20 protein-coding genes are annotated in these 20,862 nt (G+C 70.9%); 13 read left to right on the top strand and 7 right to left on the bottom strand.

Annotated features, from left to right (window positions below; translation table 11 throughout):
• The first annotated feature begins 31 nt into the window (after positions 1-31).
• From ACOACQ_RS16750 to ACOACQ_RS16740, 3 genes are all read left to right on the top strand, one after another.
• Positions 32-1,279, top strand: coding sequence for an arginine deiminase (locus tag ACOACQ_RS16750; protein ID WP_378605478.1), 1,248 nt, complete (start codon positions 32-34; stop codon positions 1,277-1,279).
• A 139-nt stretch (positions 1,280-1,418) separates the two neighbouring features.
• Positions 1,419-1,796 carry a Crp/Fnr family transcriptional regulator gene (locus ACOACQ_RS16745; RefSeq protein ID WP_378605475.1) on the top strand — a complete coding sequence of 126 codons (378 nt, stop codon included), beginning with the start codon at positions 1,419-1,421 and terminating at the stop codon, positions 1,794-1,796.
• Positions 1,797-1,803: 7 nt separating this feature from the next.
• Entirely contained in the window at positions 1,804-2,853 is a 1,050-nt protein-coding gene (locus ACOACQ_RS16740) for an adenylate/guanylate cyclase domain-containing protein (protein ID WP_378605472.1), read from the top strand.
• Positions 2,854-2,873: 20 nt separating this feature from the next.
• Here ACOACQ_RS16740 and ACOACQ_RS16735 read toward each other — a convergent pair whose 3' ends face one another.
• The gene (locus ACOACQ_RS16735) at positions 2,874-3,821 is read right to left on the bottom strand and encodes a DUF5926 family protein (RefSeq protein WP_378605470.1); all 948 of its coding nucleotides are present in this window, start codon (positions 3,819-3,821) and stop codon (positions 2,874-2,876) included.
• Between the two features lie 27 nt (positions 3,822-3,848).
• Positions 3,849-4,658, bottom strand: a complete 810-nt coding sequence (locus ACOACQ_RS16730; protein ID WP_378605467.1) for a glycerophosphodiester phosphodiesterase — start codon at positions 4,656-4,658, stop codon at positions 3,849-3,851.
• A gap of 390 nt (positions 4,659-5,048) precedes the next feature.
• Here ACOACQ_RS16730 and ACOACQ_RS16725 point away from each other — a divergent pair, with 390 nt between their 5' ends.
• Complete coding sequence (locus ACOACQ_RS16725; protein WP_420288815.1) at positions 5,049-5,474, top strand: hypothetical protein; 426 nt, start codon at positions 5,049-5,051, stop codon at positions 5,472-5,474.
• Between the two features lie 75 nt (positions 5,475-5,549).
• On the opposite strand, the gene ACOACQ_RS16720 is transcribed toward ACOACQ_RS16725, so the two are convergent.
• Complete coding sequence (locus tag ACOACQ_RS16720; protein WP_378605461.1) at positions 5,550-6,782, bottom strand: ATP-binding protein; 1,233 nt, start codon at positions 6,780-6,782, stop codon at positions 5,550-5,552.
• Between the two features lie 235 nt (positions 6,783-7,017).
• Between ACOACQ_RS16720 and ACOACQ_RS16715 the strand changes: the two genes are divergently transcribed.
• Positions 7,018-7,263, top strand: a complete 246-nt coding sequence (locus ACOACQ_RS16715; RefSeq protein WP_378605458.1) for a PspC domain-containing protein — start codon at positions 7,018-7,020, stop codon at positions 7,261-7,263.
• Positions 7,264-7,281: 18 nt separating this feature from the next.
• On the top strand, positions 7,282-8,049 hold the full coding sequence (locus ACOACQ_RS16710) for a putative protein N(5)-glutamine methyltransferase (protein WP_420288814.1): 768 nt from the start codon (positions 7,282-7,284) through the stop codon (positions 8,047-8,049).
• Between the two features lie 6 nt (positions 8,050-8,055).
• Here ACOACQ_RS16710 and ACOACQ_RS16705 read toward each other — a convergent pair whose 3' ends face one another.
• A complete protein-coding gene (locus ACOACQ_RS16705; protein WP_378605452.1) occupies positions 8,056-9,684 on the bottom strand; it encodes a serine/threonine-protein kinase in 1,629 nt (542 codons plus the stop codon).
• A gap of 55 nt (positions 9,685-9,739) precedes the next feature.
• Between ACOACQ_RS16705 and ACOACQ_RS16700 the strand changes: the two genes are divergently transcribed.
• Positions 9,740-10,309 (top strand): RNA polymerase sigma factor, encoded by a 570-nt coding sequence (locus ACOACQ_RS16700; RefSeq protein ID WP_378605449.1) that lies wholly within the window; start codon positions 9,740-9,742, stop codon positions 10,307-10,309.
• Positions 10,310-10,312: 3 nt separating this feature from the next.
• Here ACOACQ_RS16700 and ACOACQ_RS16695 read toward each other — a convergent pair whose 3' ends face one another.
• A complete protein-coding gene (locus ACOACQ_RS16695; RefSeq protein ID WP_420288813.1) occupies positions 10,313-13,204 on the bottom strand; it encodes a hypothetical protein in 2,892 nt (963 codons plus the stop codon).
• Between the two features lie 112 nt (positions 13,205-13,316).
• Here ACOACQ_RS16695 and ACOACQ_RS16690 point away from each other — a divergent pair, with 112 nt between their 5' ends.
• The gene (locus ACOACQ_RS16690; protein ID WP_420288812.1) at positions 13,317-14,201 is read left to right on the top strand and encodes a hypothetical protein; all 885 of its coding nucleotides are present in this window, start codon (positions 13,317-13,319) and stop codon (positions 14,199-14,201) included.
• Positions 14,202-14,205: 4 nt separating this feature from the next.
• Here ACOACQ_RS16690 and ACOACQ_RS16685 read toward each other — a convergent pair whose 3' ends face one another.
• Positions 14,206-15,333: a hypothetical protein gene (locus tag ACOACQ_RS16685; RefSeq protein WP_420288811.1), complete on the bottom strand. Its 1,128-nt coding sequence runs from the start codon at positions 15,331-15,333 to the stop codon at positions 14,206-14,208.
• A gap of 75 nt (positions 15,334-15,408) precedes the next feature.
• Positions 15,409-16,053, bottom strand: coding sequence for a TetR/AcrR family transcriptional regulator (locus ACOACQ_RS16680; RefSeq protein WP_420288810.1), 645 nt, complete (start codon positions 16,051-16,053; stop codon positions 15,409-15,411).
• 45 nt (positions 16,054-16,098) lie between these two features.
• Here ACOACQ_RS16680 and ACOACQ_RS16675 point away from each other — a divergent pair, with 45 nt between their 5' ends.
• Genes ACOACQ_RS16675 through ACOACQ_RS16655 form a run of 5 tightly spaced genes read left to right on the top strand, consistent with a single transcriptional unit; the run spans position 16,099 to position 20,858 of the window.
• The gene (locus ACOACQ_RS16675; protein ID WP_420288809.1) at positions 16,099-17,094 is read left to right on the top strand and encodes an alpha/beta hydrolase; all 996 of its coding nucleotides are present in this window, start codon (positions 16,099-16,101) and stop codon (positions 17,092-17,094) included.
• Complete coding sequence (locus ACOACQ_RS16670) at positions 17,094-17,915, top strand: SDR family NAD(P)-dependent oxidoreductase (protein WP_420288808.1); 822 nt, start codon at positions 17,094-17,096, stop codon at positions 17,913-17,915. Before ACOACQ_RS16675 ends, ACOACQ_RS16670 begins: the two co-directional genes overlap by 1 nt.
• A 35-nt stretch (positions 17,916-17,950) precedes the next feature.
• Complete coding sequence (locus ACOACQ_RS16665; RefSeq protein WP_378601324.1) at positions 17,951-18,880, top strand: ferritin-like domain-containing protein; 930 nt, start codon at positions 17,951-17,953, stop codon at positions 18,878-18,880.
• Positions 18,877-19,374, top strand: coding sequence for a hypothetical protein (locus ACOACQ_RS16660; RefSeq protein WP_378601326.1), 498 nt, complete (start codon positions 18,877-18,879; stop codon positions 19,372-19,374). Before ACOACQ_RS16665 ends, ACOACQ_RS16660 begins: the two co-directional genes overlap by 4 nt.
• Positions 19,371-20,858 (top strand): flavin-containing monooxygenase, encoded by a 1,488-nt coding sequence (locus ACOACQ_RS16655; RefSeq protein ID WP_378601328.1) that lies wholly within the window; start codon positions 19,371-19,373, stop codon positions 20,856-20,858. Before ACOACQ_RS16660 ends, ACOACQ_RS16655 begins: the two co-directional genes overlap by 4 nt.
• Positions 20,859-20,862: the final 4 nt, after the last annotated feature.

Below are 20,862 nucleotides of genomic sequence, written 5' to 3'. Positions count from 1 at the left end.
GGCAGGTGAGCCGCGCACCTAAGGTGGGCGCATGGTGGCCCCCTCCCCGACGACCGGCCCTCCGGCCCACGGAGCCGACAGTGAAGTCGGCCGGCTGCGCACGGTCCTGCTGCACCGGCCAGGACCCGAGCTGCAGCGCCTGACCCCGCGCAACAACGACCGCCTGCTCTTCGACGGGATCCCGTGGGTCGCGCGCGCCCAGGAGGAGCACGACGCGTTCGCCGAGGCCCTCCGCAGCCACGGCGTCGAGGTCCTCTACCTGACCGACCTGCTCACCGAGGCCCTCGCCGTCCCGGCCGCGCGCGCCGCCGTGATCGACACGACCCTGACCGGGCCCAGCGGCCGCGACCTGGGCGACCCGGTCCGCGAGCACCTGCGGGCGATGTTCCGCGCTGCGTCGCCCGAGGAACTGACCCACCTGCTCACCGCCGGCGTCCGCAACGACGAGGTCCGATCGGGCCTGGCGAGCGGCACGCTGGTCACGTCGCTGCTGTCCGACGACACGTTCCTGGTCGACCCGCTGCCGAACCTGCTCTTCACGCGGGACTCGTCGTTCTGGCTCCCCGACCGCGTCGCGGTCACCTCGCTCGCGATGCCCGCCCGGCGCCGGGAGACGCAGCTGACCGAGCTGATCTACCACTACCACCCGCGCTTCGCCGGGACCGAGCGGTTGCACGGCCACCACCTCGAACACGTCGAGGGCGGCGACGTACTGCTGCTCGCCCCGGCTGTCATCGCCGTCGGCGTGGGCGAGCGTACGACGCCCGCAGGTGCCGAGCGGCTCGCGCGCCAGGTGTTCCGGGCCGGTCTGGCGACCACCGTCCTGGCGGTCCCGATCGCGCAGGAGCGCGCGACCATGCACCTCGACACCGTCTGCACGATGGTCGACGTCGACAAGGTCGTGATGTACCCGAACGTCGCCGATCACCTGACGGCGTACGCCGTGACGGCCCGCGAACCGGGCTCGACCGTGATCGACGTCGCCCCGCCCGAGCCCTTCCTGGTCGCGGCGGCGAAGGCCATGCAGATCGACACCCTGCACCTCATCGACACCGGCCTCGACCCGGTCACGGCCGAGCGCGAGCAGTGGGACGACGGCAACAACACGCTCGCCCTGGCACCGCGACTGGCGGTCGCGTACGAGCGCAACGACGGCACCAACGCCCGCCTCGAGGAGGAGGGCATCGAGGTGATCCGGATCGCCGGCTCCGAGCTCGGGTCGGGTCGTGGCGGCCCGCGCTGCATGAGCTGTCCGGTCGCGCGCGACCCGCTCGGGTAACCCGGCTCGCCGGGACACGTTGTGACAGGTAATCCCGTGAGGCTCCCGTTGGGCGCCGGGGACGACTAAGGTCACCAGCAGCACATGGGGAGCCGGCCGCAGGCGACAGGTCCGGGTCAGGCACAGCGAAAGGGTCAGCATGGCAACGTTCTTCGAGCACTTCACCCCGCAGGAGATCGCGCGGATCAGCGCGACCGGGCGGCGCGTGAAGCTCCCCCAGGGCTGGTCGCCGATCTGGGAGGACACCCCGGCCGACAAGGCGTACATCCTCCTCTCCGGCACCGTGTCGGTCCGCCGCGACGGCGTCGAGATCGCCCAGCTGGGCCCCGGTGACATCGTCGGCGAGGCCGCGATCGTCGGCCACTCGCTGCGCACCGCCTCGATCGTGGCGCTGACCCCGCTCGACACCATCCACCTGACGGACGAGACGCTCACGCAGCTCGACGCCGAGTGGCCCACGTTCCACGCCGCACTCGTCGAGGTCGCCCAGTCGCGCTTCGGCAACACCGAGGGCTGATCGACTCGTGACATTGCCAGTGACGGGGCCGGATGATCCCGCCGCTGGCAATGACACGGGCGGGGTCATCGGTGCGCTCGAGGAGCACCTGCTCGGCGAGCGCCCGCAGTTCAACCGGGCACAGGTCGCCGAACAGTCCGGCGTACCGGTCGAGATCGCCCAGGAGCTCTGGCACCTGCTGGGTTTTGCCCACGTGCCCGATGACGCCGTGGCGTTCACCGCCGCCGACGTCGAGGCGGTCCGGCTCGCCAGCCGGCTGATCTCCGTCGGCGTGCTCAGCCCCGATCGCCAGGCCGGCCTGGTCCGCACCTGGGGCCGCAGCTTCGCGCGGCTCGCCGACTGGCAGGTCGCCCTGCTCGCCGACGTCGCCGTCGAGAGCGGCGCCGATCCCACCGACGGCCTGCTCGCCATCTCCGGCGAGGTGATGCCCCTGGTCGAGGAGCTGCAGTCCTACGTGTGGCGCCGCCACCTGCTGAGCGCGGGCGCCCGGATGCTGGCCGAGACCGGCTCCGGTGCATCCACGACGCTGGCCGTCTGCTTCGTCGACATCGTCGGCTACACCTCGCGCTCGCGCACCCTGTCCGACCGCGAGCTGGTCAGCTGGCTCGAGGACTTCGAGTCCACCGTGCTCCACCTGGCCGTCGACCGCGGCGGCCGGATCATCAAGAACATCGGCGACGAGCTGCTGATCGTGGCCGAGGACGTCGTCGCGATGGCCGAGCTCGCCGCCGAGCTCACCCGCCGCGGCGCCGACCCCGACGACCCGTTCCCCGCGGTCCGTGCCGGCGTTGCGTACGGCGACGTGGTCACCCGCCTCGGCGACGTGTTCGGGCCGACCGTCAACATCGCCGCCCGGCTCACCTCGATCGCCCGGCCGAGCACCGTGCTCGTCGACATGGGCGTCTACGAGGCGCTGTCGGGACGCACCGACGACGACCCGAGCGGAACAGCCCGTCCGGCAAGCGGAGCCTTGTCGTCGTACCGCTTGCGCCGCCTGCGGCGGGTCTCCGTCAAGGGCTACTCACGCCTGCACGTCTGGGCGCTGCAGCCCCACTGACCGCAGGCTGGCACGCCAGGTCAGCGGATGGTGACCTGGCGGTTGGCCAGGCCGTTGCGCGCGGAACGCTCCTCGGTGGTGAGGTCCGCCGTGTTGGCCAGCGCTGCGTCGAGCTTGGCCTTGAACGTCGTGGCGGCTTCCTCGAGCGGCTCGGGGCCGGTGCCGACGGGGAGGTCCCAGACCGGGGCGAGCAGGCCGTGGGCGCGGAACATGCCGACCAGGCGCGCGTCGGGAACGATCACGTCGTCACCGGAGACGTGCAGCCGCGCAAGGGCGTCGAGCAGCACGTCCTCGGGCTCGGGCATCACCCAGCGCAGGTGCTCCTTGGAGCCCATCGCGGTCCAGTAGGCCGCGGTGACCTCGGTCAGGCGTGCCGTCGGAGCGGCGGCACCGTCGGCAGCCTCGAGCGCTTGGGCGAGCTCGGAGCTGGCGTCCATGTCGGACACCCAGAACTCGAAGCCCTCGTGGACCTGGACCTTGAGGTCGCCGTCGGCGACCAGGTCCTGCAGGCGCGGGCTGTCCAGGCCGGGGGCGCTGGTCAGGGGGACCATGCCGAAGCCCGGCTCGGCCGCGAGGGCAGCGACCAGCACGGCACCGAGGTCGCGGGCGGGGTCGCCGAAGGAGTGCTGGACCTGCAGGCCGAGCCACACCTCGCCGCTGTCGCGGACCAGCGCGGGCGCGGCACCGGGGAGCAGGGAACAGAGCGTGACCACGCGGTCGGCGTACTCACCCTTGAGCGGGAGTACGGCGGTCGCGGCGGGGACCAGCTCACGCAGGGCGACGATGTCGCACTCCGACGGCAGGCCCTCGAACGGACGCTTCACGAACACGTCGGCGCCTCCGGCCGCACCGTGGCAGGCCTTGTAGCGCTTGCCCGAGCCACACGGGCACGGCTGGCGCGGACCGACCTCGCCGGCGGGGGTGTCGGTCGCGGTCCCGGATGACTTGGTGCGGTTCTTCTTGGCCATGCGCCGAAACCTACTCGGCCGCTCCCCCTATTCGCCGAAGCGGGTGTCGAGGAGGTCCAGCATGAAGCGCGGCTTGTCGCTGATCACGGCCTTGACGCCCAGGTCGAGGCAGATCTGGAGGTCCTTCTCCTTGTTGACCGTCCACACGTGGATGTCGCGGCCGCTGCGCATCAGGCTCTCCCGCAGGCGCGGGTACTGGCGGAGGATCTTGATGCCGGGACCGACGATCCAGTCCTTGCCGATGACGCGGCGCAGCATCGGCCACTGGTTTGGCTTGTCGAAGAGCTGGACGAGCTGGATGTCGGGGGCGAGCCGTTCGACGCGCTGCAGCGCGGTGAAGGAGAAGCTCATCACCCGCACCGGGGAGCCCGGCTGGTCCCAGCCGAACTCGCGCAGCATCTCGACCAGCCGCTTCTCCACGAGCCCGCCGAAGCGCGTCGGGTGCTTGGTCTCGATCGCCATCTCGACGCGGCGGTCGTAGTCGGCGACGGTCTCGAGCAGCTTGCGGAGGGTGAGCACGCTGTGCAGCGACTCGTCGGGTTCGGGCGCCTCGTCGTCGAGGTCGGCCCACGGGTTCTTCCACGCGGCGAAGTCGAGCTCGGACAGGTCGGCGAGGTCCATCGTCGAGACCAGGCCCTTGGTCGAGGCGGTACGACGAAGGTCGCGGTCGTGCACGCAGACCAGATGCCCGTCGGCGGTCAGGCGGACGTCGCACTCCAGGCCACCGGCGCCGGTGTCGAGCGCCCGCAGATAGGCCGCCAGCGTGTGTTCGGCGAGCTCATGGCTGGCACCGCGATGGGCAACCACCTGCGGCCGCAGGGGCGGGACGTCCGGCACGTGTCGATTGTGTCAGTACGCCGTGGGGGTTGGCAGCGACACTCAGGGATCGGTCCGAGGTCGCGCGGGGGTGAGTCCCTGGGCTCATCGTCGCCAGTGCAGGTAGACCCGTACGGCGTTGTCGCGGAACGCTTCTCGAGCACCTCTGGGCCGCGCAGCGCGAGGATGTCGACGAAGGCACCAATCACGGTCGGCAACGGTGTTACCGCCGTGTCCATCGGCCAACTCTGTGGCGCGCGGCTGGGTTGGTGGCGCGCGGCCGGATTGCAGGAGCCAGTCGGCTCGCGGGGGCTCGTGCATCAGGGCATGCCAACTTGCCGATGGCCGCGAGGTCGTGCACGGTTTGTTCACCAATGTAACTACTCGGGGGACTCTGAAATGAAAATGCGTGTGCGCACCGCCACCACACTGTCGGTCCTGGCGCTTGCCGCGACTGGCTTCACCGCGACCGCTCCTTCCGCCGAAGCCGCATCCGGCAGTGCGTGCGGTGCGTGGGCGGATACGGGCCTCGCAGGCGTCAAGGGTCGCATTTGTTGGTCCTGGACCTCATCGACCTTCTCCGCCAAGACCCAGGCCTACAACAGCGCCGGTGTCACCCGTTACCTCAAGGGTCAGATCACCATGACCGTCGGAACGCGTAAGCAATGGGACGGCAGCACTCCGCAGTACACCGTGCCGGTGGGCCAGGTCGTCACGCTGGCATCGACCACTCTCTACGAATCCCCGGCCCCGACGTCGTGCATCCTGCAGGGCAAGGTGATCAAGTCTGCGACTGGCGCAACGCAATGGACACAGACTCGAACCGTGGGTTGCTGAGAGCCCACGCTGGCATCTGGCCACGTGCCCGCAGCCAGGGCGGAAGGGCAGAGTTCGTCACCCTCGCCTGACGGGTCAGTCCTTGTTCTTGCGCGACTTGCGTCGCTTGACGGGCGGGACCACGAGCTCGGGGATCGCACGCAGGACGAACCGGTCGAAGTGCGGGACGGTGAAGGCCGCGTAGCCGTGCTCGGGGGTGTAGAGCAGGCCCATGTTGATCAACTCGGCCCGAGTCGGTCCGAGATTCTCCGAGGTGCGCTCAGGACCCATGACCTCGGCCACGACCGACGCCTTCTGTGGATCAGGGCCGAGTTGAGCCATGGCCCGCAAGTAGGCCCGCTGCAGCTCGGTGGCACGGTCGAGCCGTACGCGGAAGAACGACTCGTCGAGTTTGGCCTCGTAGCCGGGTACCGCAGCAATCACGTCACCGCGGGTGATCGTCGGTCCCTCGGCGACCGTCCAAACCGCGTACCCGAGCTCTTGGAGGAAGTACGGGTAGCCGCCGGTGATCTGCACGGCCTCGTCGAGGGCGTCAGAGGTGTAGTCGACGCCCTCCTCCTCGGCGGGCCGGGCGAGCGCGGCTCGGGCGTCGTCGGGTGAGAGGACGCTGATCGCCGGGAACTTGAACAGCCGCTCTGCGTAGGACTTCGCATCGCCCGCGAGCTCGGCGATTTGAGGCAGGCCGGCACCTACGAGGGTAATCGGCAGCTTGCGTTGAACCATCTTGTGGAGGGCCTCGATCACGGCCTCGAGCTGTTGCTTGCTGAGGAACTGGACCTCGTCGAGGAGGAGGACGACGCCGCGGTTGCGTTCCGCGGCGGCATGGCCGATCGCGAGGAGTACGTCGGTGAGGTCGAGAGCGAGGTTCGCGTGGTCCGCGAAGCCCTCGGCGGCCTCGACGTCCAGGCCGGCTGACCAGGTGCCGGCGGCGTCGACGCTGATCGTGAAGGACTTGAGGACCGCGGCCGCGTGCTGGAAGCGGTCGGTCCACTTGGCCTTGGGGGAGAGCTCGAACAGGGCGGTGCGGAGCCTGGTGGCGATGTCACGGCGGAACTCGGTCTCGTCGTTCTTACTGACCTCGAGCTCGACGACCACCCAGTCCCTGGTGAGTGCCTTGGTGCGAAACTGACCCAGGAGAACCGTCTTCCCGACTCCTCGTAGGCCGGTGATGATCATCGACTGCTCGGTCCGTCCGGCCTCGATCCTGGCCAGCAGGAGATCAAAGGACTCCAGCTGGTCGTCACGGCCGACGACGGCCTGCGGCTCGGCGCCAGCGTTCGGCGTGTAGGGATTGTTCAGGGCCTTCACCGGGCCCAACTTACACGTCTTAGAACGCTTTACTGAGTTCCTATAAATCGATCTAAAGTTCGTAAGACTTCTGTCTGGGAACGAGCGCTGCCGGAGTTGCCACCCAGGCCAGGCAGACAAAGCGACACTCAGGGATCGGTCCGGCAACGATCGGGGGCCACTCGGGGGTGGGTCCCGGGTAGGACCGGGGTCGGTCCCCGATGTCCCGGGCCGCGTTCCCGGGCACCGTTGAGGCATGAGCAATTACGAGAACTACCCCGCCCCTTCCCCCGCCGCTCCGCAAGGCACCGCCACTGTCGGCCGTCGGCTGACCCGTCGCTCGCACAACCGGATGGTCGCCGGTGTCTGCGGCGGTATCGCCGACCACTTCGGTGTCGACGCCACGATCGTCCGGCTCGTCCTGATCGCCGCGATCGTGTTCGGCTCCGGCGCCGGCCTGGTCCTGTACGTCGCCGGATGGCTGCTGATGCCCGAGGCCTGATCCGCCTAGGCTGGCGGCGTGCCCGACCTCGTGACCCGGCTTCGTGCCGCGGGCTGTGTGTTCGCCGAGGAGGAGGCCGCGCTGCTGGAGTCCGCAGCCGCGACGCCGGGCGAGCTCGAGAGCCTGGTCGTGCGACGGATCGCAGGCGAACCCCTCGAGTACGTCGTCGGGTGGGTCGCGTTCGACGGGCTCCGGGTCGCCGTGGAACCGGGTGTCTTCGTGCCGCGGCAGCGGACGTCGTACCTCGTGGAGCTGGCGGCCCTCGCCCTCGCCGGAGCTGACCGCGCAACGGTGCTGGACCTGTGCTGCGGGAGCGGCGCCCTCGGGCTGGCCCTCGCGCGGCGCCACAGCGGGACCGTGCTGCAGGCGACGGACAACGACCCGGTCGCGGTGGCCTGCGCCGCCCGCAACCTCGCACCGATCGGCGGGATCGCCCATCTCGGCGACCTCGACGCGCCCCTGCCCGCCGCACTGCGCGGGCAGGTCGACGTCATCCTCGCCAACGTGCCGTACGTCCCGACCGCGGCGATCGCGCTGATGCCGCCGGAGTCCCGCGACCACGAACCCCTCGGCACCGTGGACGGCGGGACCGACGGGCTCGACGTGCTGCGCCGCGTCGCGGCCCTCTCCCCCGGGTGGCTCAAGCCGGGCGGCACGGTCTTCTCGGAGGTCTCCGGCGACCAGGCAGAGCTCGCCACCGCGGCCTTCGCGGCGGCCGGGCTCGACGCGTGGATCCACCACGACCCCGAGCGGGAGGCGACGGTCCTCAGCGGGACTCTCCGCTGACGCCCGTCAGGCCGGGTTCGCGCCGCCCGACACGCTGTCGAGCAGGGCGTCCAACCCGGGCTCGTCGGCCTTGCGGCCGGTCACCGAGATCTCCAGGCCGGCCAGGCCCTCCGCGTCGGCGACCCAGCGGAAGAAGTTGTAACGCAGCCGGTTGGCCCCGTCCCGGAACGTGAAGTAGGCCGTGTCATTGGTCCGGTTCAGGAGCTCGACACCGACGAGGTCGGGCGAGTTCACGAACGCGTCGACCTTGGCCGCGACCATGTCGGCGACGGTCTCGGTGGAGGTGATCGCCTCGACCCGCAGGCTGAAGCCGCCGACGGCTGGCTCGCCGTCCGGCCGCCAGCGCACCTGGCGCTGCCTGTCGATCTGCGCCACGTCGAGCACGCCGGCATCGCTGCCGTTGTCCTTGACCTTGAACGCCACCCAGCCGGTCGGCGCCAGGTAGTTCCACCCACCCGCCTTGGTCCGCACCTGGTGCACCTCGTAGTCGGCGGGCGCGGTGAGGGCAGGGAAGTCGATGTCGGCGGCAGGTTCGCTGGTCGGCGACTCGTCGTCCGACGGCGTTTCCCCTTGTCCGTTGGGGTCTTCGGCGGCAGTCGGGTTGCGATCGAGGACGCGGGTGGCGCCGTACGCCGCACCGAAGGCGACGAGGAGCACCAGCAGGACGAGGCCGGCCAGGCGGAGGCCGCCGGTGCTCCGCTCGTCCTCGAGCGTCTCGACACGCGGCTCGCTGGGCGGCTCGGTCGGCGTGTCCATCCTCGGCCACTCGGGTCGCGACACCACCGGGTGCGGCGCGGCGTGGACGGTGACCGGCGACGGCAGTCCGGCCGAGCTCTCCGCCTCCCGGAGCGCCGCGACGAACGACGGGACATCGGGCCAGCGGTCGTCGGGGTTCGTGGCGAGCGCGCGCATCACCACGCCGTCGTACGACGACGGCACGGCCGCGATCGCCGACGGGGGTGGCGGCAGGGTCGGTGCGAGCAGGGCGCCGAAGCCGCCGTCGCGGACCAGGCGGCCGGTGAGCAGGTGGTAGGCGACGGCACCGAGGGCGTGGACGTCGGCGCGGAAGTCCAGGCCGATGCCGACGGCCTGCTCGGGCGCCATGTAGGCGGGCGTGCCGACGACCTGGGTCAGCCCACTCGCGTGCAGCATCGCCTTCGCGACACCCAGGTCGGCGACCAGCACCTTCTCCCCGCCCTCGGGCGTGGAGCGCAGCAACAGGTTCTGCGGCTTGATGTCGCGATGGATCACGCCGTGGCGGTGCAGCACCGCGATGCCGTCACCCGCCTGCGCCAGCAGGTCGACCACCCGCGCGTGGGGCAACGACGCACCGGGCTCGACGAGGTCGGCCACCGAGCCGCGGTCGGCGTAGGACATGACGAAGTACGGTGTGCCGTCGACCTCGCCGATGTCGTAGACGCGGACCACGTGGTCGGAGTCGGCGCGGCGCAGGATCCGGGCCTCCTCGAGGAACCGGTCGCAGACGTCCTGGCGCTGCGCCCAGTTGTCGGCGAGGGCCTTGACCGCGACGAGGGAGTCCAGCTCGTCGTCCTGGTAGAGCCAGACGGTCGCGAAACCACCCGCTCCGATCCGGTCGATCCGGCGGAGTCTCCCGAGACGCTCCGGCAAGGACACGCTGCGTATTGTGCCTCACAGGCACACAGGGAAACGGGACGACTCGGAGGCGTGCGTGGTGGAGGAACAGGCCGATCGGGCCGACCAGGTCGATCTGGACGAGCTGGCGCTGCGCGCTGCCGCCGGTGACCGTGCCGCGATCGAGGACCTGCTGGCCGCGATCCAGCCCCGCGTACGACGCATCTGTGGCCGGATGCTGCTGCATCCGCAGGACGCCGAGGAGGCGACCCAGGACGCCCTGCTCCTCGTGGCGACCAAGATCCACACGTTCGGCGGGCGCAGCAAGTTCACCACGTGGCTGCACGCCGTGGCGTCCAACAGCGCCCGGTCGACGTACCGCTCCCTGAAGAGGCGGGCCTCCGAGCACGCCGTCGACGAGCTCCCCGTCCACGCCGACCCGCGCACCACCAGCGTGATCGCGGGCAGTCGTCTCGACCTGCTCGACGCGCTCGAGGTGCTGGCCGCGAGCTCGCCGGACCAGGCGGAGGCGCTGGTCCTGCGCGACGTCCAGGAGCTCGACTACAACGAGATCGCGCGGTTGCTCGACACCCCGCTGGGCACCATCAAGGCCCGGATCCACCATGCCCGGCAGGCGATTCGCCCGTTGCTGCGCGTGCAGGACTGAGCCCTACGGGTCGAACGGACCCACCGTCACGGGTTCCGTCGTGAGCGGGATCCGGCAGTCCGACGGGTGGTAGGACCGCGCACTGACGTCGTGGGTCGCGCCCTGCAGGTCGGCCACCGTGGTGGCGCCGATCGTCGGCAGCCGCGCTCCGGTGCCCTTCCAGGTGCGGCCGTTGCTCGACGTGGGCCGGAGCTGGATCGTGAACCACGGGTAGGGGCCGATGGAGTTGACGCCGCTGCGGTGCGGGTCCTCGACGATCACCTGGCAGAAGATCCCGGTCAGGTCGGCGTTCTCGTCGACGACGGAGGCGGACACCTCGACCGTGAGCGGATCGGCCAGGCCGCGGGGGTCGGCGGTCATCGAGAAGCCCGGGACGTCCGGGAACGCCGGCAGGCCACTGGCATCGGCCATGGCCCGCTCGGCATCGGCCGTCGCCTTCGCCCGGACCTCCCCGATCAGCAGGTGCGCCACCGCCAGGCAGGGGTTGGCCGCCGCTGCGAGGACCGGCGCGTCCAGCTCCTCACCGGCCGTGGCGAGCGCGGTGTCGAAGCCGGCCGGCGGGGTGGCCGCGTCACACGGCACACCGAGCTGCTTCATCAGCTCCACCGCGAGCTGGTCGAGCTCACCACTCGCGATCGCCTCGAGCTGCTCCACCGACGGCAACGACGGCGGCAGGCCGACGGATGCGAGCACGGCGCCGATCGCGGCCTTGGTCGCATAGCCGGTCACCGTCTCGCACGACTTCGCTGCGTCGCCCGCTCCCCCGGCACCGAGCGCCAGGCACAGCGGGTTGAGCTTCGACACGATGTCGACGACCCCGGAGATGACGCCGTTGTAGGCGTACGAGACCAGTTCGTAGACCTGGACGACCACGCTCACGATCGCGCCGGCGGCATCGACGATGAAGTCGACCACCTCGCAGTACCACGCATCGCAGCCCTTGGGCGGTGGGAAGGCGCCCGGGCAGTAGGTGCCCGACTGCCGGTAGAACTGGCTGGCGACGTACGACTGGAAGTCCTGGCTCGCGGTCGGGCTGGTGGTGTCCCACTTCGGCGCAGGCCCCTTGTCCCACGGGACATCCACGACCAGGCAGCCGACCGCCTTCGGGTTCGGGGCGCGGCCGGCATCGACCTTCACCGTGTTGACGGCGAAGTCGACCCCGGTCTTGTCCGACTGGTGGGTGGGCAGCTGCACGAAGACGCTGGGGGACGCGGCGGCCGGCCCGGCTTCGGCGACCACACGGACGTAGACCGTGCTCCCCTCGACGGGTAGCTCGACCGGCGCGGCCACCTCCGTCAGGTCGGTGACCGGCACGATCGCGCCGTACGACGCCTGGTCGGTCAGCGTGCCCGTCGGCATCGGTGGCTGGAGGGCCACCGCAACGCTGCCGGTGCCAGATCCCTTGCCAGATCCCTTGCTGGGCGCGGGTTTCGCGTCCGCGCGCGGGATGGAGGCCGTGTCGATGGTGAAGCTGCCGGAGCGTCCCGATCCACCGCCGGACGCCTCCGAGACGCCGGACGCGAGCAGCCCCGGCGGGTTGAGCGCGAGGTTCGAGGCGCCGCTGTTGGTCGTCAGGACCTGCCAGCGCACGCGCGTTGCCGCGGGCGACGCGGCGGCCCAGTCGAGCTCCAGCTCCTGGTGCTTCGTCCCGAGCTGGATGCCGGTGCGCGGCCCGTCCGGCGTCTTCACGGTCAGCGAGATCGCGGAGGGCTGACCGACGACCGAGGCCAGGGTGCCGTCGCTGGGCACGCGGAGCTCGCCGGAGGCCACCCGGACGGGGATGTCGCCCGACATCCGCCACACCTCGAACTGCAGGTGCCTGCCGTTGAGGGCGGGAAGCAGGTGGGCGATGGAGGTCCGGGTGCCGACAGCGATGAGCTCGTCCTGCGAGGCGGGGACCCGGATCCACGGCCTGCTGTCGACCGAGAGGTGCAGGAACACCAGCCCGTTGGCCTGCGGAACGGCCAGCTCGCCGTCGACGATCGAGGCATCGCCGGTCCAGCCGAAGGCGTCGCGACAGCGGTCCGGCACGGTGACCTCGACCTTGCCGGACTCCAGCTCACCCGACGCCCCCTTGCCGGCCCGCGCGAAGAACACGTGGGTGCCGGGCGAGAGGTCGGGGACGTCCGTCCTCCCGTCCTTCTGGGGCCGACCGACCTGGACCCAGCCCGCTGCGGAGCCGCCGCGGAAGAACGTGAGCTCCTCGGCCCCCTTGGCCTCCAGGGTGACGCCGCAGCCCTTGCCCGCAGCGGTGATGGTGAGTCCGTCCAGGACGGGGCCGTCGATGATGGCGAGATCGGGGCCGTTCAGGAGCGCGACACCGGCGTCGGGGGCCACCTGGATGACGGCGGTGCCTCGTGCCTTGCCGGTGCCGAGCAGCACGTCGGCGCTGGGCACGCCGATCCGTTCGGCCACGTCCTGCGTGTCCTCGTCGGGCAGCAGCGGGACCGGGACCGGGACGTCCTCGTCCCCCGGGGCCTGCCCGACCAGCACCGTGACCGGCGCCGTCTCGGAGACCTTGCCGTCCTCGTCGGTCAGTACCGCGTGGACCGTGTGGCGGCCGACGCTCAGCGCGGGCAGCTGCAGCGAGGAGCTGCCGCCAGCAGGCTGGTCGACGTCGAGGGGGCGCGCGCCGTCGTACAACGTGACGGAGGTGAGGCCCTTGTCGCTGAACCCCTCGGCGGCGAACCGGAAGACCGAGCCGATGCGGCCGCGGTCGGGGCCTTCGAGGGACAGCGTGCTCGGGAACGGCATCGCGGCGTAGCGCGCGTCACCGCCGGCGGCCGCCGGCTCCGGATCATCGGAGCGGCGCTCCAGGAAGAGCACCGTCACGCCGGCCACCAGCAATGACCAGGCCACGACGTGGGCCACCCAGGTCCAGACGCGACGTGACATGGCGAGACCGTATGCCCGCGAACGCCCGCCCCAGGCCGAAAACCCCCACCAGTACGGGGATTTACACGTGATCCCTACCCTGCCCGCGCCGCCGAACCCCTACGGTCGTCGCATGGGCTGGGTTGCTGCTGCCGTCTCCGGCGTCGCTGCGACCGTCGGCGTCACCACGATCGTGATCGGCCTCCAGGCCGACGCCACCGGCGGTGGACCTGCCGACGTGTGGATCGACGGCCCCCGTGCCGAGGCATCGCTGGCTCCCGGCGACATCGTCGTCAGTGCCCACGCGACGGCCGAGGCCCGCATCGAGGACCTGGTGCTGGAGGTCGACGGCCAGCAGGTCGCCGACGCCCAGGACGTCGAGCGCAACGGGAAGCTCGTCTACGCCACGTTCACCTGGACTGCCGACGAGGGCGAGCACGTCCTCGTGGTGACCCAGGAGGGCGGGGACGGCGCCCGTTCGGCCGAGCGCCTCGTGTACGTCGGCGAGCCCCTCACGCCGGTGCCCGCAAAGCCCACGCCCACGCCGAGCGAGAAGCCGTCGGAGAAGCCGAGCCCGTCGGGGACGCCCAGCCCGTCGGAGACCGCGTCGGAGAGCGCGACCCCGACGGTCGAACCGAAGCCCGAACCCAGGCCGACGAGGAAGCCGACCGAGAAGCCGACCCCGGAGCCGGAGCCCCAGCCGGCGCCGGTCATCGACGCCGCCTCCATCGCGGGCAACCCACCGACCGTCTACCAGGGCAACTACTGCCCGACGTACACGGTGCAGGTGCAGGCGCGGGTCCGCAACGCCACCAAGGTGACCGTGCTGATCGCCGGCGTCTCACGCACCTTCGCGATGACCGCGAGTGGAAGCTCGTGGACGGCCACCCTTCCGTCGGGCTACGACCCCGGCGCCATCGGCACCCACGGTGTGAGCGTGCGGGCGGTCGGTCCGGGCGGGACCGCCACCCGCCCGGTCGGCGACCTGCTCATCAAGGCTGCGTGCCCGAAGGACTGAGCGCTCAGGTCGACGAGCCGAGCACCACGGTGCCCTCGACCTTCAGCACGTTCGTGCACTTCGCGGTCGTGATGACGCAGCGCTGGATGGACAGGGCCGACGTGCTGTCCTGGCCGGTGAGGGCCACCACGGTGTCCGCATCGTCGGCCCACTCGGCGCCCATCAGGTAGCCGCCCGGGTCGAACTCGTGCCGCAGGTTGCCGGTCGTCGAGTCGACGACCTCCAGCTTCGACGGCGAGGGCCCGTCGCCGGTGGCGACGCCGAGGAGGAGCTGCTCCCCGTCGCTGGAGTACGGCGCCGCCGAGGCCGCGCGGCGCTCGCACTGGTCCCACCACTGCTCGACCGCGTCCAACCGGCCGCCGGTCACGCAGCCACCCACCGGGTTCTCGGGTGCGTAGTCGGGGTTGGGGGTGCTGCCGACGGCGTACTTCCCGTCGCCGGACGTCTGCGGGACGTCGATGTCGCGCGGCAGGACGAGCAGCTCGTGCGACCAGCGGTCGGTGTCGGTCTCCACGACCAGGTGCTCCTTGCCGACCTCCCACCCGGTCAGCACGCCCTTCGCGGTGAGGGCGATCCCGGGGATGCTGAGCGAGGTGGTCATGAAGTCGAGCTCCTCGCCGGGGCCGTCGATGACGTCGAGCGGCGTCGCCCTCCGGGTCGCGAACTCGGCGGACTTCCAGGTCACGCCGTTGCCGTAGACCACCCGGTCCCGCTCGGCCGAGACGTCCCACAGGCCGCGCCACTCACCGATGCGCCAGCTCCTGCCGTCGGCGCCGATGAACGTGCCGATCCGCAGCGGGTCGGCACTGCCGTCCTCGGCACCCTCGATGAAGAGCCACCCGCCCTTGACCCGCTGGAGCGCGACGACCTCGCCGGTTCCGACGCCGGTGGGTACGGCGACGTCCTGGTCGCCGTCGTGGATCGCGCCGTCCGCGTAGTAGAAGAGACCGCCGTCCTCCGGGCCGTCCGTGCCGTCCGTGGCCCTGCTGCCCGTCTCCTTCGCCGTCGACCGCGACGAGGTGTCGCGCCCGGTGCTGTCGTCGTCGCCCCCGCTGGCCACGGCGAGGGTGACGCCGCCCGCCGATCCGAGGACGGCGGCAGCCGTGAGGGAGACGATGGTGAGGCGGTTCATGGCAGGTCCTTCATCACTGGGGATTGTGTCTGGTCTGATGCCGGATCCGGTGATTTGGTTGCCGAACGGCGGACCTCAGCGCCAGGGACGCAGGAATCGCGGAGCGAGGTCGACGCTCACGCCCGCGAGGTGCTCGACGAGGGCATCGGTGTCCACGGTGATCAGGCCGGACCGCCAGGCCAGGATCGTCTCCACGAACCCGCCGATTCCCATCAGGACGTTCACCCGGAACGCGACCTCGTCCACATCGGCGCGCAGGTAGGGCCGTGCAAGGTCGATGACCAGGTCGACGGCCATCTGGATCGTGTCGCGTCGGCGCTGCTCGAGGACGGCGCTGCCCGAGTGGTCGCCGAAGATGATCTGCGCACGACGAGGCTCGTCGCCGACGTGGTGGACGATGGCCACCAGCGCGGCATGCAGCTGCTCGACCGGGTCGTCGTCGGCGTACGGCGTGATCGCGCCCAGCAGCATCGTCAGGGTCTCGTCGCGCATCTGGTCCCAGATCGCGGCCAGGAGCGCGTCGCGGTCGGTGAAGCTCTCGTAGAAGTACCGGTCGGTCAGCCCGGCCCGCGCGCAGACCCCGCGCATCGTCACGGCCGCCCAGCCGCTCTCCTGCCAGATCTCGAGCGCAGCGCCGAGCACGGCCTCGCGTCGCTCGGCGCGGCGCTGGTCGGCCGACTTGCCGCCGTAGCTCCGGCGCGGGGCAGGTGAACTTTGCACACGAACATCTTGACGGCAGGTGCCCTCAGATTGCAATCTGATGGCATGCGCCTTCAGATTGAGCCTCGACGACACGGCTCGCTTCGCAGCAGGGTGACGGCCGACCTGACGGCTGTCACCCTCCGGCCACTGACCCTCGCGATCCCGCTGAACACCTCCGGCATCCGGTTCACCCGCGGCCTCGTCGCGACCTTCATGGCCGCCGTCGGGCCACCGATCCGCGGGAGCAGGATCAGCCGGGTCGCCAAGCCGGTGGCCACCGGACCCAGTCCGCGCGGCGAGTGGGTGCGGGCACCCGGGGCCGACCGCGAAGACGCCGTCATCCTCTACATCCACGGCAGCGGCTACGCCATCTGCTCGGCCCGCACCCACCGCGGCATCACCACGCGGCTGTCGGCGAGGACCGGGCTCCCGGTGTTCGCCTGCGACTACCGGCTCGCGCCCTCCCACCGCTTCCCCAGCGCCGCGGACGACGTCCGGGCGGCGTACGACTGGCTCCTCGGCGAGGGCCACCCGGCCGACCGGATCGTGCTGGCCGGCGACTCGGCCGGCGGCCACCTCGCGGTCGACCTCGCCCTCGAGCTGATCCGCGAGGGCCGGACGCCCCCGGCCGCGCTTGTCGCCTTCTCGCCGGTGCTGGACCTGAGCATGGCGCTGGCCGCGTCGCGCGAACGGATGCGGCGCGACCCGATGACCTCGGCGTCCAGGGCCGCAAGCCTGGTCGACCTGTACGTCGCCGGCGAGACGCACCCGCGCCTGCGCCTGACCTTCGACGGGGCCGACCGGTTCCCGCCCACGCTGGTCCAGGCCGGCGGCCGGGAGATGCTCGCCGCAGACGCGATCGAGCTCGCCCGCTGCCTCGAATCGGCAGGAGCCCGCTGCCAGCTCGAGGTGTGGCCCGAGCAGATGCATGTCTTCCAGGCGCTGCCTCGACTGGTGCCCGAGGCGGACCGCGCCCTCGCGCGGGCGGCCGCCTTCGTCGACGCCGAGCTGGAGGCGCAGAGCCGCCGCGGCGCACTGACCCTGGTGAAGGAGGCGTGATGGGACGCCAACGCACTCGCGACGCCGGAGCCGTCGTGACGGGCGCCGGCAGCGGGATCGGCCGGGCCTTCGCCCGGGAGCTCGCTCGGCGCGATGGGCGGGTGGTCTGCTCGGACGTGGACGAGGTCGGGCTCAAGGAGACGGTCGACCTGATCGCGTCTGCCGGGGGTGACGCCGTTGCCGTCGGTTGCGACGTCCGCGACATCGGCCAGGTCCAGGCCCTCCACGACACGGCCCTCGACTGGCTCGGCCACGCACCGCACGTGATCATCAACAACGCCGGGATCGGTGCTGGCGGCAAGGTCGTCGGCGAGGCGCCGATGGCCGACTGGCAGCAGACCATCGGCGTCAACCTCTGGGGCGTGATCCACGGTTGCCACGTGTTCGTGCCGACGCTGCGTGAAGCCGGACGAGGCGGCGTGATCAATGTTGCCTCGGCCGCGGGCTTCACCGCGGCACCCCGGATGGGCGCCTACAACGTGAGCAAGGCGGGCGTCGTCAGCCTGTCCGAGACCCTCGCAGCCGAGCTCGCCGGCACCAGGATCGCCGTCACCGTGCTCTGTCCGACGTTCGTCAGGACCAACATCTTCGGTGGCGAGCTGATCGATCCGGGAGCGGCCGGGCTGGCCCGCAGGATCGCCGGGATCGTCGGTTTCTCCGCCGACCGGGTGGCCCGGACGACCCTCGACGCCCACGACCACGGCCGGCTCTACGTCGTGCCCCAGCTCGATGCCCAGCTGCTCTGGCGCACCAAGCGCCTGCTGCCTGCGCCGTACACCCGGGTGGCCGGATTGCTGGGCCGCATGATCCCGAACGACTGATCCGACCGCGTGCACACCGACGAGAGGACACCACGATGACCTACGACTTCGACGCCATGCTGCAGACGATCAAGGACAAGCAGTGGTCGCTGGCCGACATCGACTGGGACGCACCGGGCGCCGAGACCGTGACCGACGAGCTCCGTGCCAAGATGCTGCCGTTCATGGCCGACCTGGTGTGGATCGAGCACGTCGGGGCACGGGGCTTCGCGTCCCTCGCCACGAAGGCACCGACGCCCACGATCCGCCGCATCTACGAGTACTTCCACGCCGAGGAGCAGAAGCACGCCAACGCCGAGCTGGCGCTGATGAAGCGCTGGGGAATGCTGGACGAGGACGGCAAGGCACCCGAGCCGAACATCAACGTCAAGCTGGCGATCAAGGTCCTCGACGACTACGGCGACGGGCTGCCCCTCACCGGTCTGGCGACCCTGATCCCGCTGCTCGAGTGTGCGCTGGACGGCGCCCTCGTGAAGTTCCTCCTCGACGAGGTCAAGGACCCGGTCTGCCACGAGGTCTTCCGCCACATCAACTCCGACGAGGCCCGGCACATCACGGTGGACTTCCAGGTGCTCGAGCTGATCGGCGCCGGACCGCTGCACAAGCTGGTCATCGAATCGGTCGCGCTGCTCAAGCCGCAGGTGGTGCTCGGCCTGATCGTGGTGTTCGTGCCGCTGATCAACAAGATGCGCGACAACATCGTGGCCATGGGCCTGCCGGAGCAGAAGCTCTACAACGCGGTGAAGCGCTTCGCGACGATCGGCTCCCGCGGCGACTTCACCCACCGGATCCCGGCGTACCACGTGCTGCGCGCCCAGGCCGCGATGGTGGTCGACCGCACGTCGCCGTACCACCGGTTGCTCGCCGACCCGATGGTGAAGCTGACCTCCTACGTCCCGGTGCGGCTGCTGGGCAAGCCACAGGCGTGGGTGGACGAGCTCACCCACGAGCCGGTGGCCTCGTGAGCAGCGGCGGGTTCGAGGGCCGGGTCCTGCGGGGCAACCAGTGGCGCGGGCAGGCCTTCACCGGTCTGCGCGTCGCGATCCTCGCCCGAGGACGCGAGGCCGCCGTGATCGCGCCGGAGATCATTCGTACTGCGGCAGCCGTCAAGGTGTTCCAGGAGGAACCCGACTGGCTGGTGCCCTGGCCGATCGCGCTCCCCCGGACTCTGGTGCAGCCGGCCGCCCGCCTGCACCTGCGCCTCGGCGTCCGCGATCCCTGGACCCGGCGCCGGCTCACGCCGGACGGCCGCTTCAACAGGCACCGCCCACGCATCGACGGGCGCTACTACGCCGCGCTCCAACAGCCGCACTGCACCCTGATCACCTGGCCGGTCTACGCGATCGTGCCCGGCGGCGTCCGCAGCGCCGAGGGCATCGAGCACCACGTGGACTGCATCATCCTGGGGACGTCGTCCGCGTTCGCCAGCACCAGCTCCCGAGAGGACGCCCACGCATGACCACCACCCCCGACCACGAGGTCGTGATCATCGGCGGCGGCTTCTCCGGCATCGGCGCCGCCATCCTGCTCGACAAGGCAGGGTTCTCCGACTACCTCCTGCTCGAGGCCGGCGACGGCCTCGGCGGCGCGTGGCACTGGAACACCTACCCGGGCGTCGCGGTGGACATCCCCTCCTTCAGCTATCAGTTCTCGTTCGAGCAGATGGCCGGCTGGTCCCGGGTCTACGCGCCCGGCAGCGAGCTGAAGGCGTACGCCGAGCACTGCGTCGACAAGTACGACGTCCGGCGACGTACCCGCTTGCGGACCACCGTGGTCGCGGCGACCTTCGACGACGACGACCACACGTGGCGCCTCGACACCGCCGCGGGCGACGTGATCACGGCCCGCCACGTGGTCAGCGCGACCGGCGTGCTGACCCAGCCCAAGCTGCCCGACATCGAAGGCCTTGCGGACTTCACGGGCACCGTGATGCACACGGCGCGCTGGGACCACGGCGTCGACCTCACCGGTCGTCGGGTGGCCGTGATCGGCACCGGAGCCTCCGCCGTGCAGGCGATCCCGGAGATCGCCCAGCAGGCCGCGCACCTCACCGTCTTCCAGCGCACCCCCATCTGGTGCCTGCCCAAGCCGGACGCGGCGCTCCCCTGGCCGGCCCGCGCCGGTCTCCGCGTGCTCCCCGGCGCCGGGCGCCTCGCACGGCTGGCGAGCCAGTCGTTCGTCGAGGCGACCTTCCCGGTCGCTGCCCACTTCGCAGGCATCGTCCCGATGGCGGCCCTCGGCGAACGGATCGGACGTGCCTACCTGCGCCAGGCGGTGCGCGATCCCGAGGTGCGCGACCAGCTCACTCCTCGCTACGCCCTGGGCTGCAAGCGCCCGAGCTTCTCCAACGCCTACCTGCCAGCGTTCAACCGGTCGAACGTGACCCTGGAGACGGCCGGCATCGCTGCAGTCACGCCGACCGGTGTCCGCACGAACGACGGCACCGAGCACGAGGTCGACACCCTGGTCCTCGCCACCGGCTTCAAGGTGTTCGAGAAGGGCAACATGCCACCGTTCATCGTGCGCGGGGCGAACGGCCTCGACCTGGAGAAGTGGTGGGAGGAGAACCGCTTCCAGGCCTACCAGGGCGTCAGCGTCCCCGGGTTCCCGAACTTCTTCACCATCCTCGGCCCGTACGGCTACAACGGGTCGTCGTACTTCAACCTGATCGAGACGCAGAGCGCCCACATCCTGCGCTGCCTCCGTCGCGCCCGACGCGACGGCGCGACCCGGGTCGAGGTGACCGCCGCCGCCAACGAGAACTACTTCACGCAGGCCCTGGGACGGCGCAAGCACCAGGTGTTCTTCCAGGACTCCTGCAGCCAGGCGAACAGCTACTACTTCGACGCCAACGGCGACGTACCCTTCCGGGCCGCCACCACCCTGGAGACCATGTGGTCGTCGCGGCGGTTCCCGCTCGACCACTACGCGTTCAGCGACTGAGCCC

Origin of the sequence: Nocardioides sp. CPCC 206347 (assembly GCF_048654605.1) — a bacterium.
In the GTDB taxonomy this organism is placed as follows: Bacteria; Actinomycetota; Actinomycetes; order Propionibacteriales; family Nocardioidaceae; genus Nocardioides.
This window is presented reverse-complemented; position numbering and strand designations above follow the sequence as displayed.

What these genes read in the sequence shown, in the direction of transcription:
- ACOACQ_RS16750 (WP_378605478.1), top strand. Translation starts at nt 32, where the DNA reads ATGGTGGCCCCCTCCCCGACGACCGGCCCTCCGGCCCACGGAGCCGAC.
- ACOACQ_RS16745 (WP_378605475.1), top strand. Translation starts at nt 1,419, where the DNA reads ATGGCAACGTTCTTCGAGCACTTCACCCCGCAGGAGATCGCGCGGATC.
- ACOACQ_RS16735 (WP_378605470.1), bottom strand. Translation starts at nt 3,821, where the DNA reads ATGGCCAAGAAGAACCGCACCAAGTCATCCGGGACCGCGACCGACACC.
- ACOACQ_RS16715 (WP_378605458.1), top strand. Translation starts at nt 7,018, where the DNA reads ATGAGCAATTACGAGAACTACCCCGCCCCTTCCCCCGCCGCTCCGCAA.
- ACOACQ_RS16695 (WP_420288813.1), bottom strand. Translation starts at nt 13,204, where the DNA reads ATGTCACGTCGCGTCTGGACCTGGGTGGCCCACGTCGTGGCCTGGTCA.
- ACOACQ_RS16690 (WP_420288812.1), top strand. Translation starts at nt 13,317, where the DNA reads ATGGGCTGGGTTGCTGCTGCCGTCTCCGGCGTCGCTGCGACCGTCGGC.
- ACOACQ_RS16685 (WP_420288811.1), bottom strand. Translation starts at nt 15,333, where the DNA reads ATGAACCGCCTCACCATCGTCTCCCTCACGGCTGCCGCCGTCCTCGGA.
- ACOACQ_RS16675 (WP_420288809.1), top strand. Translation starts at nt 16,099, where the DNA reads ATGCGCCTTCAGATTGAGCCTCGACGACACGGCTCGCTTCGCAGCAGG.
- ACOACQ_RS16670 (WP_420288808.1), top strand. Translation starts at nt 17,094, where the DNA reads ATGGGACGCCAACGCACTCGCGACGCCGGAGCCGTCGTGACGGGCGCC.
- ACOACQ_RS16665 (WP_378601324.1), top strand. Translation starts at nt 17,951, where the DNA reads ATGACCTACGACTTCGACGCCATGCTGCAGACGATCAAGGACAAGCAG.
- ACOACQ_RS16655 (WP_378601328.1), top strand. Translation starts at nt 19,371, where the DNA reads ATGACCACCACCCCCGACCACGAGGTCGTGATCATCGGCGGCGGCTTC.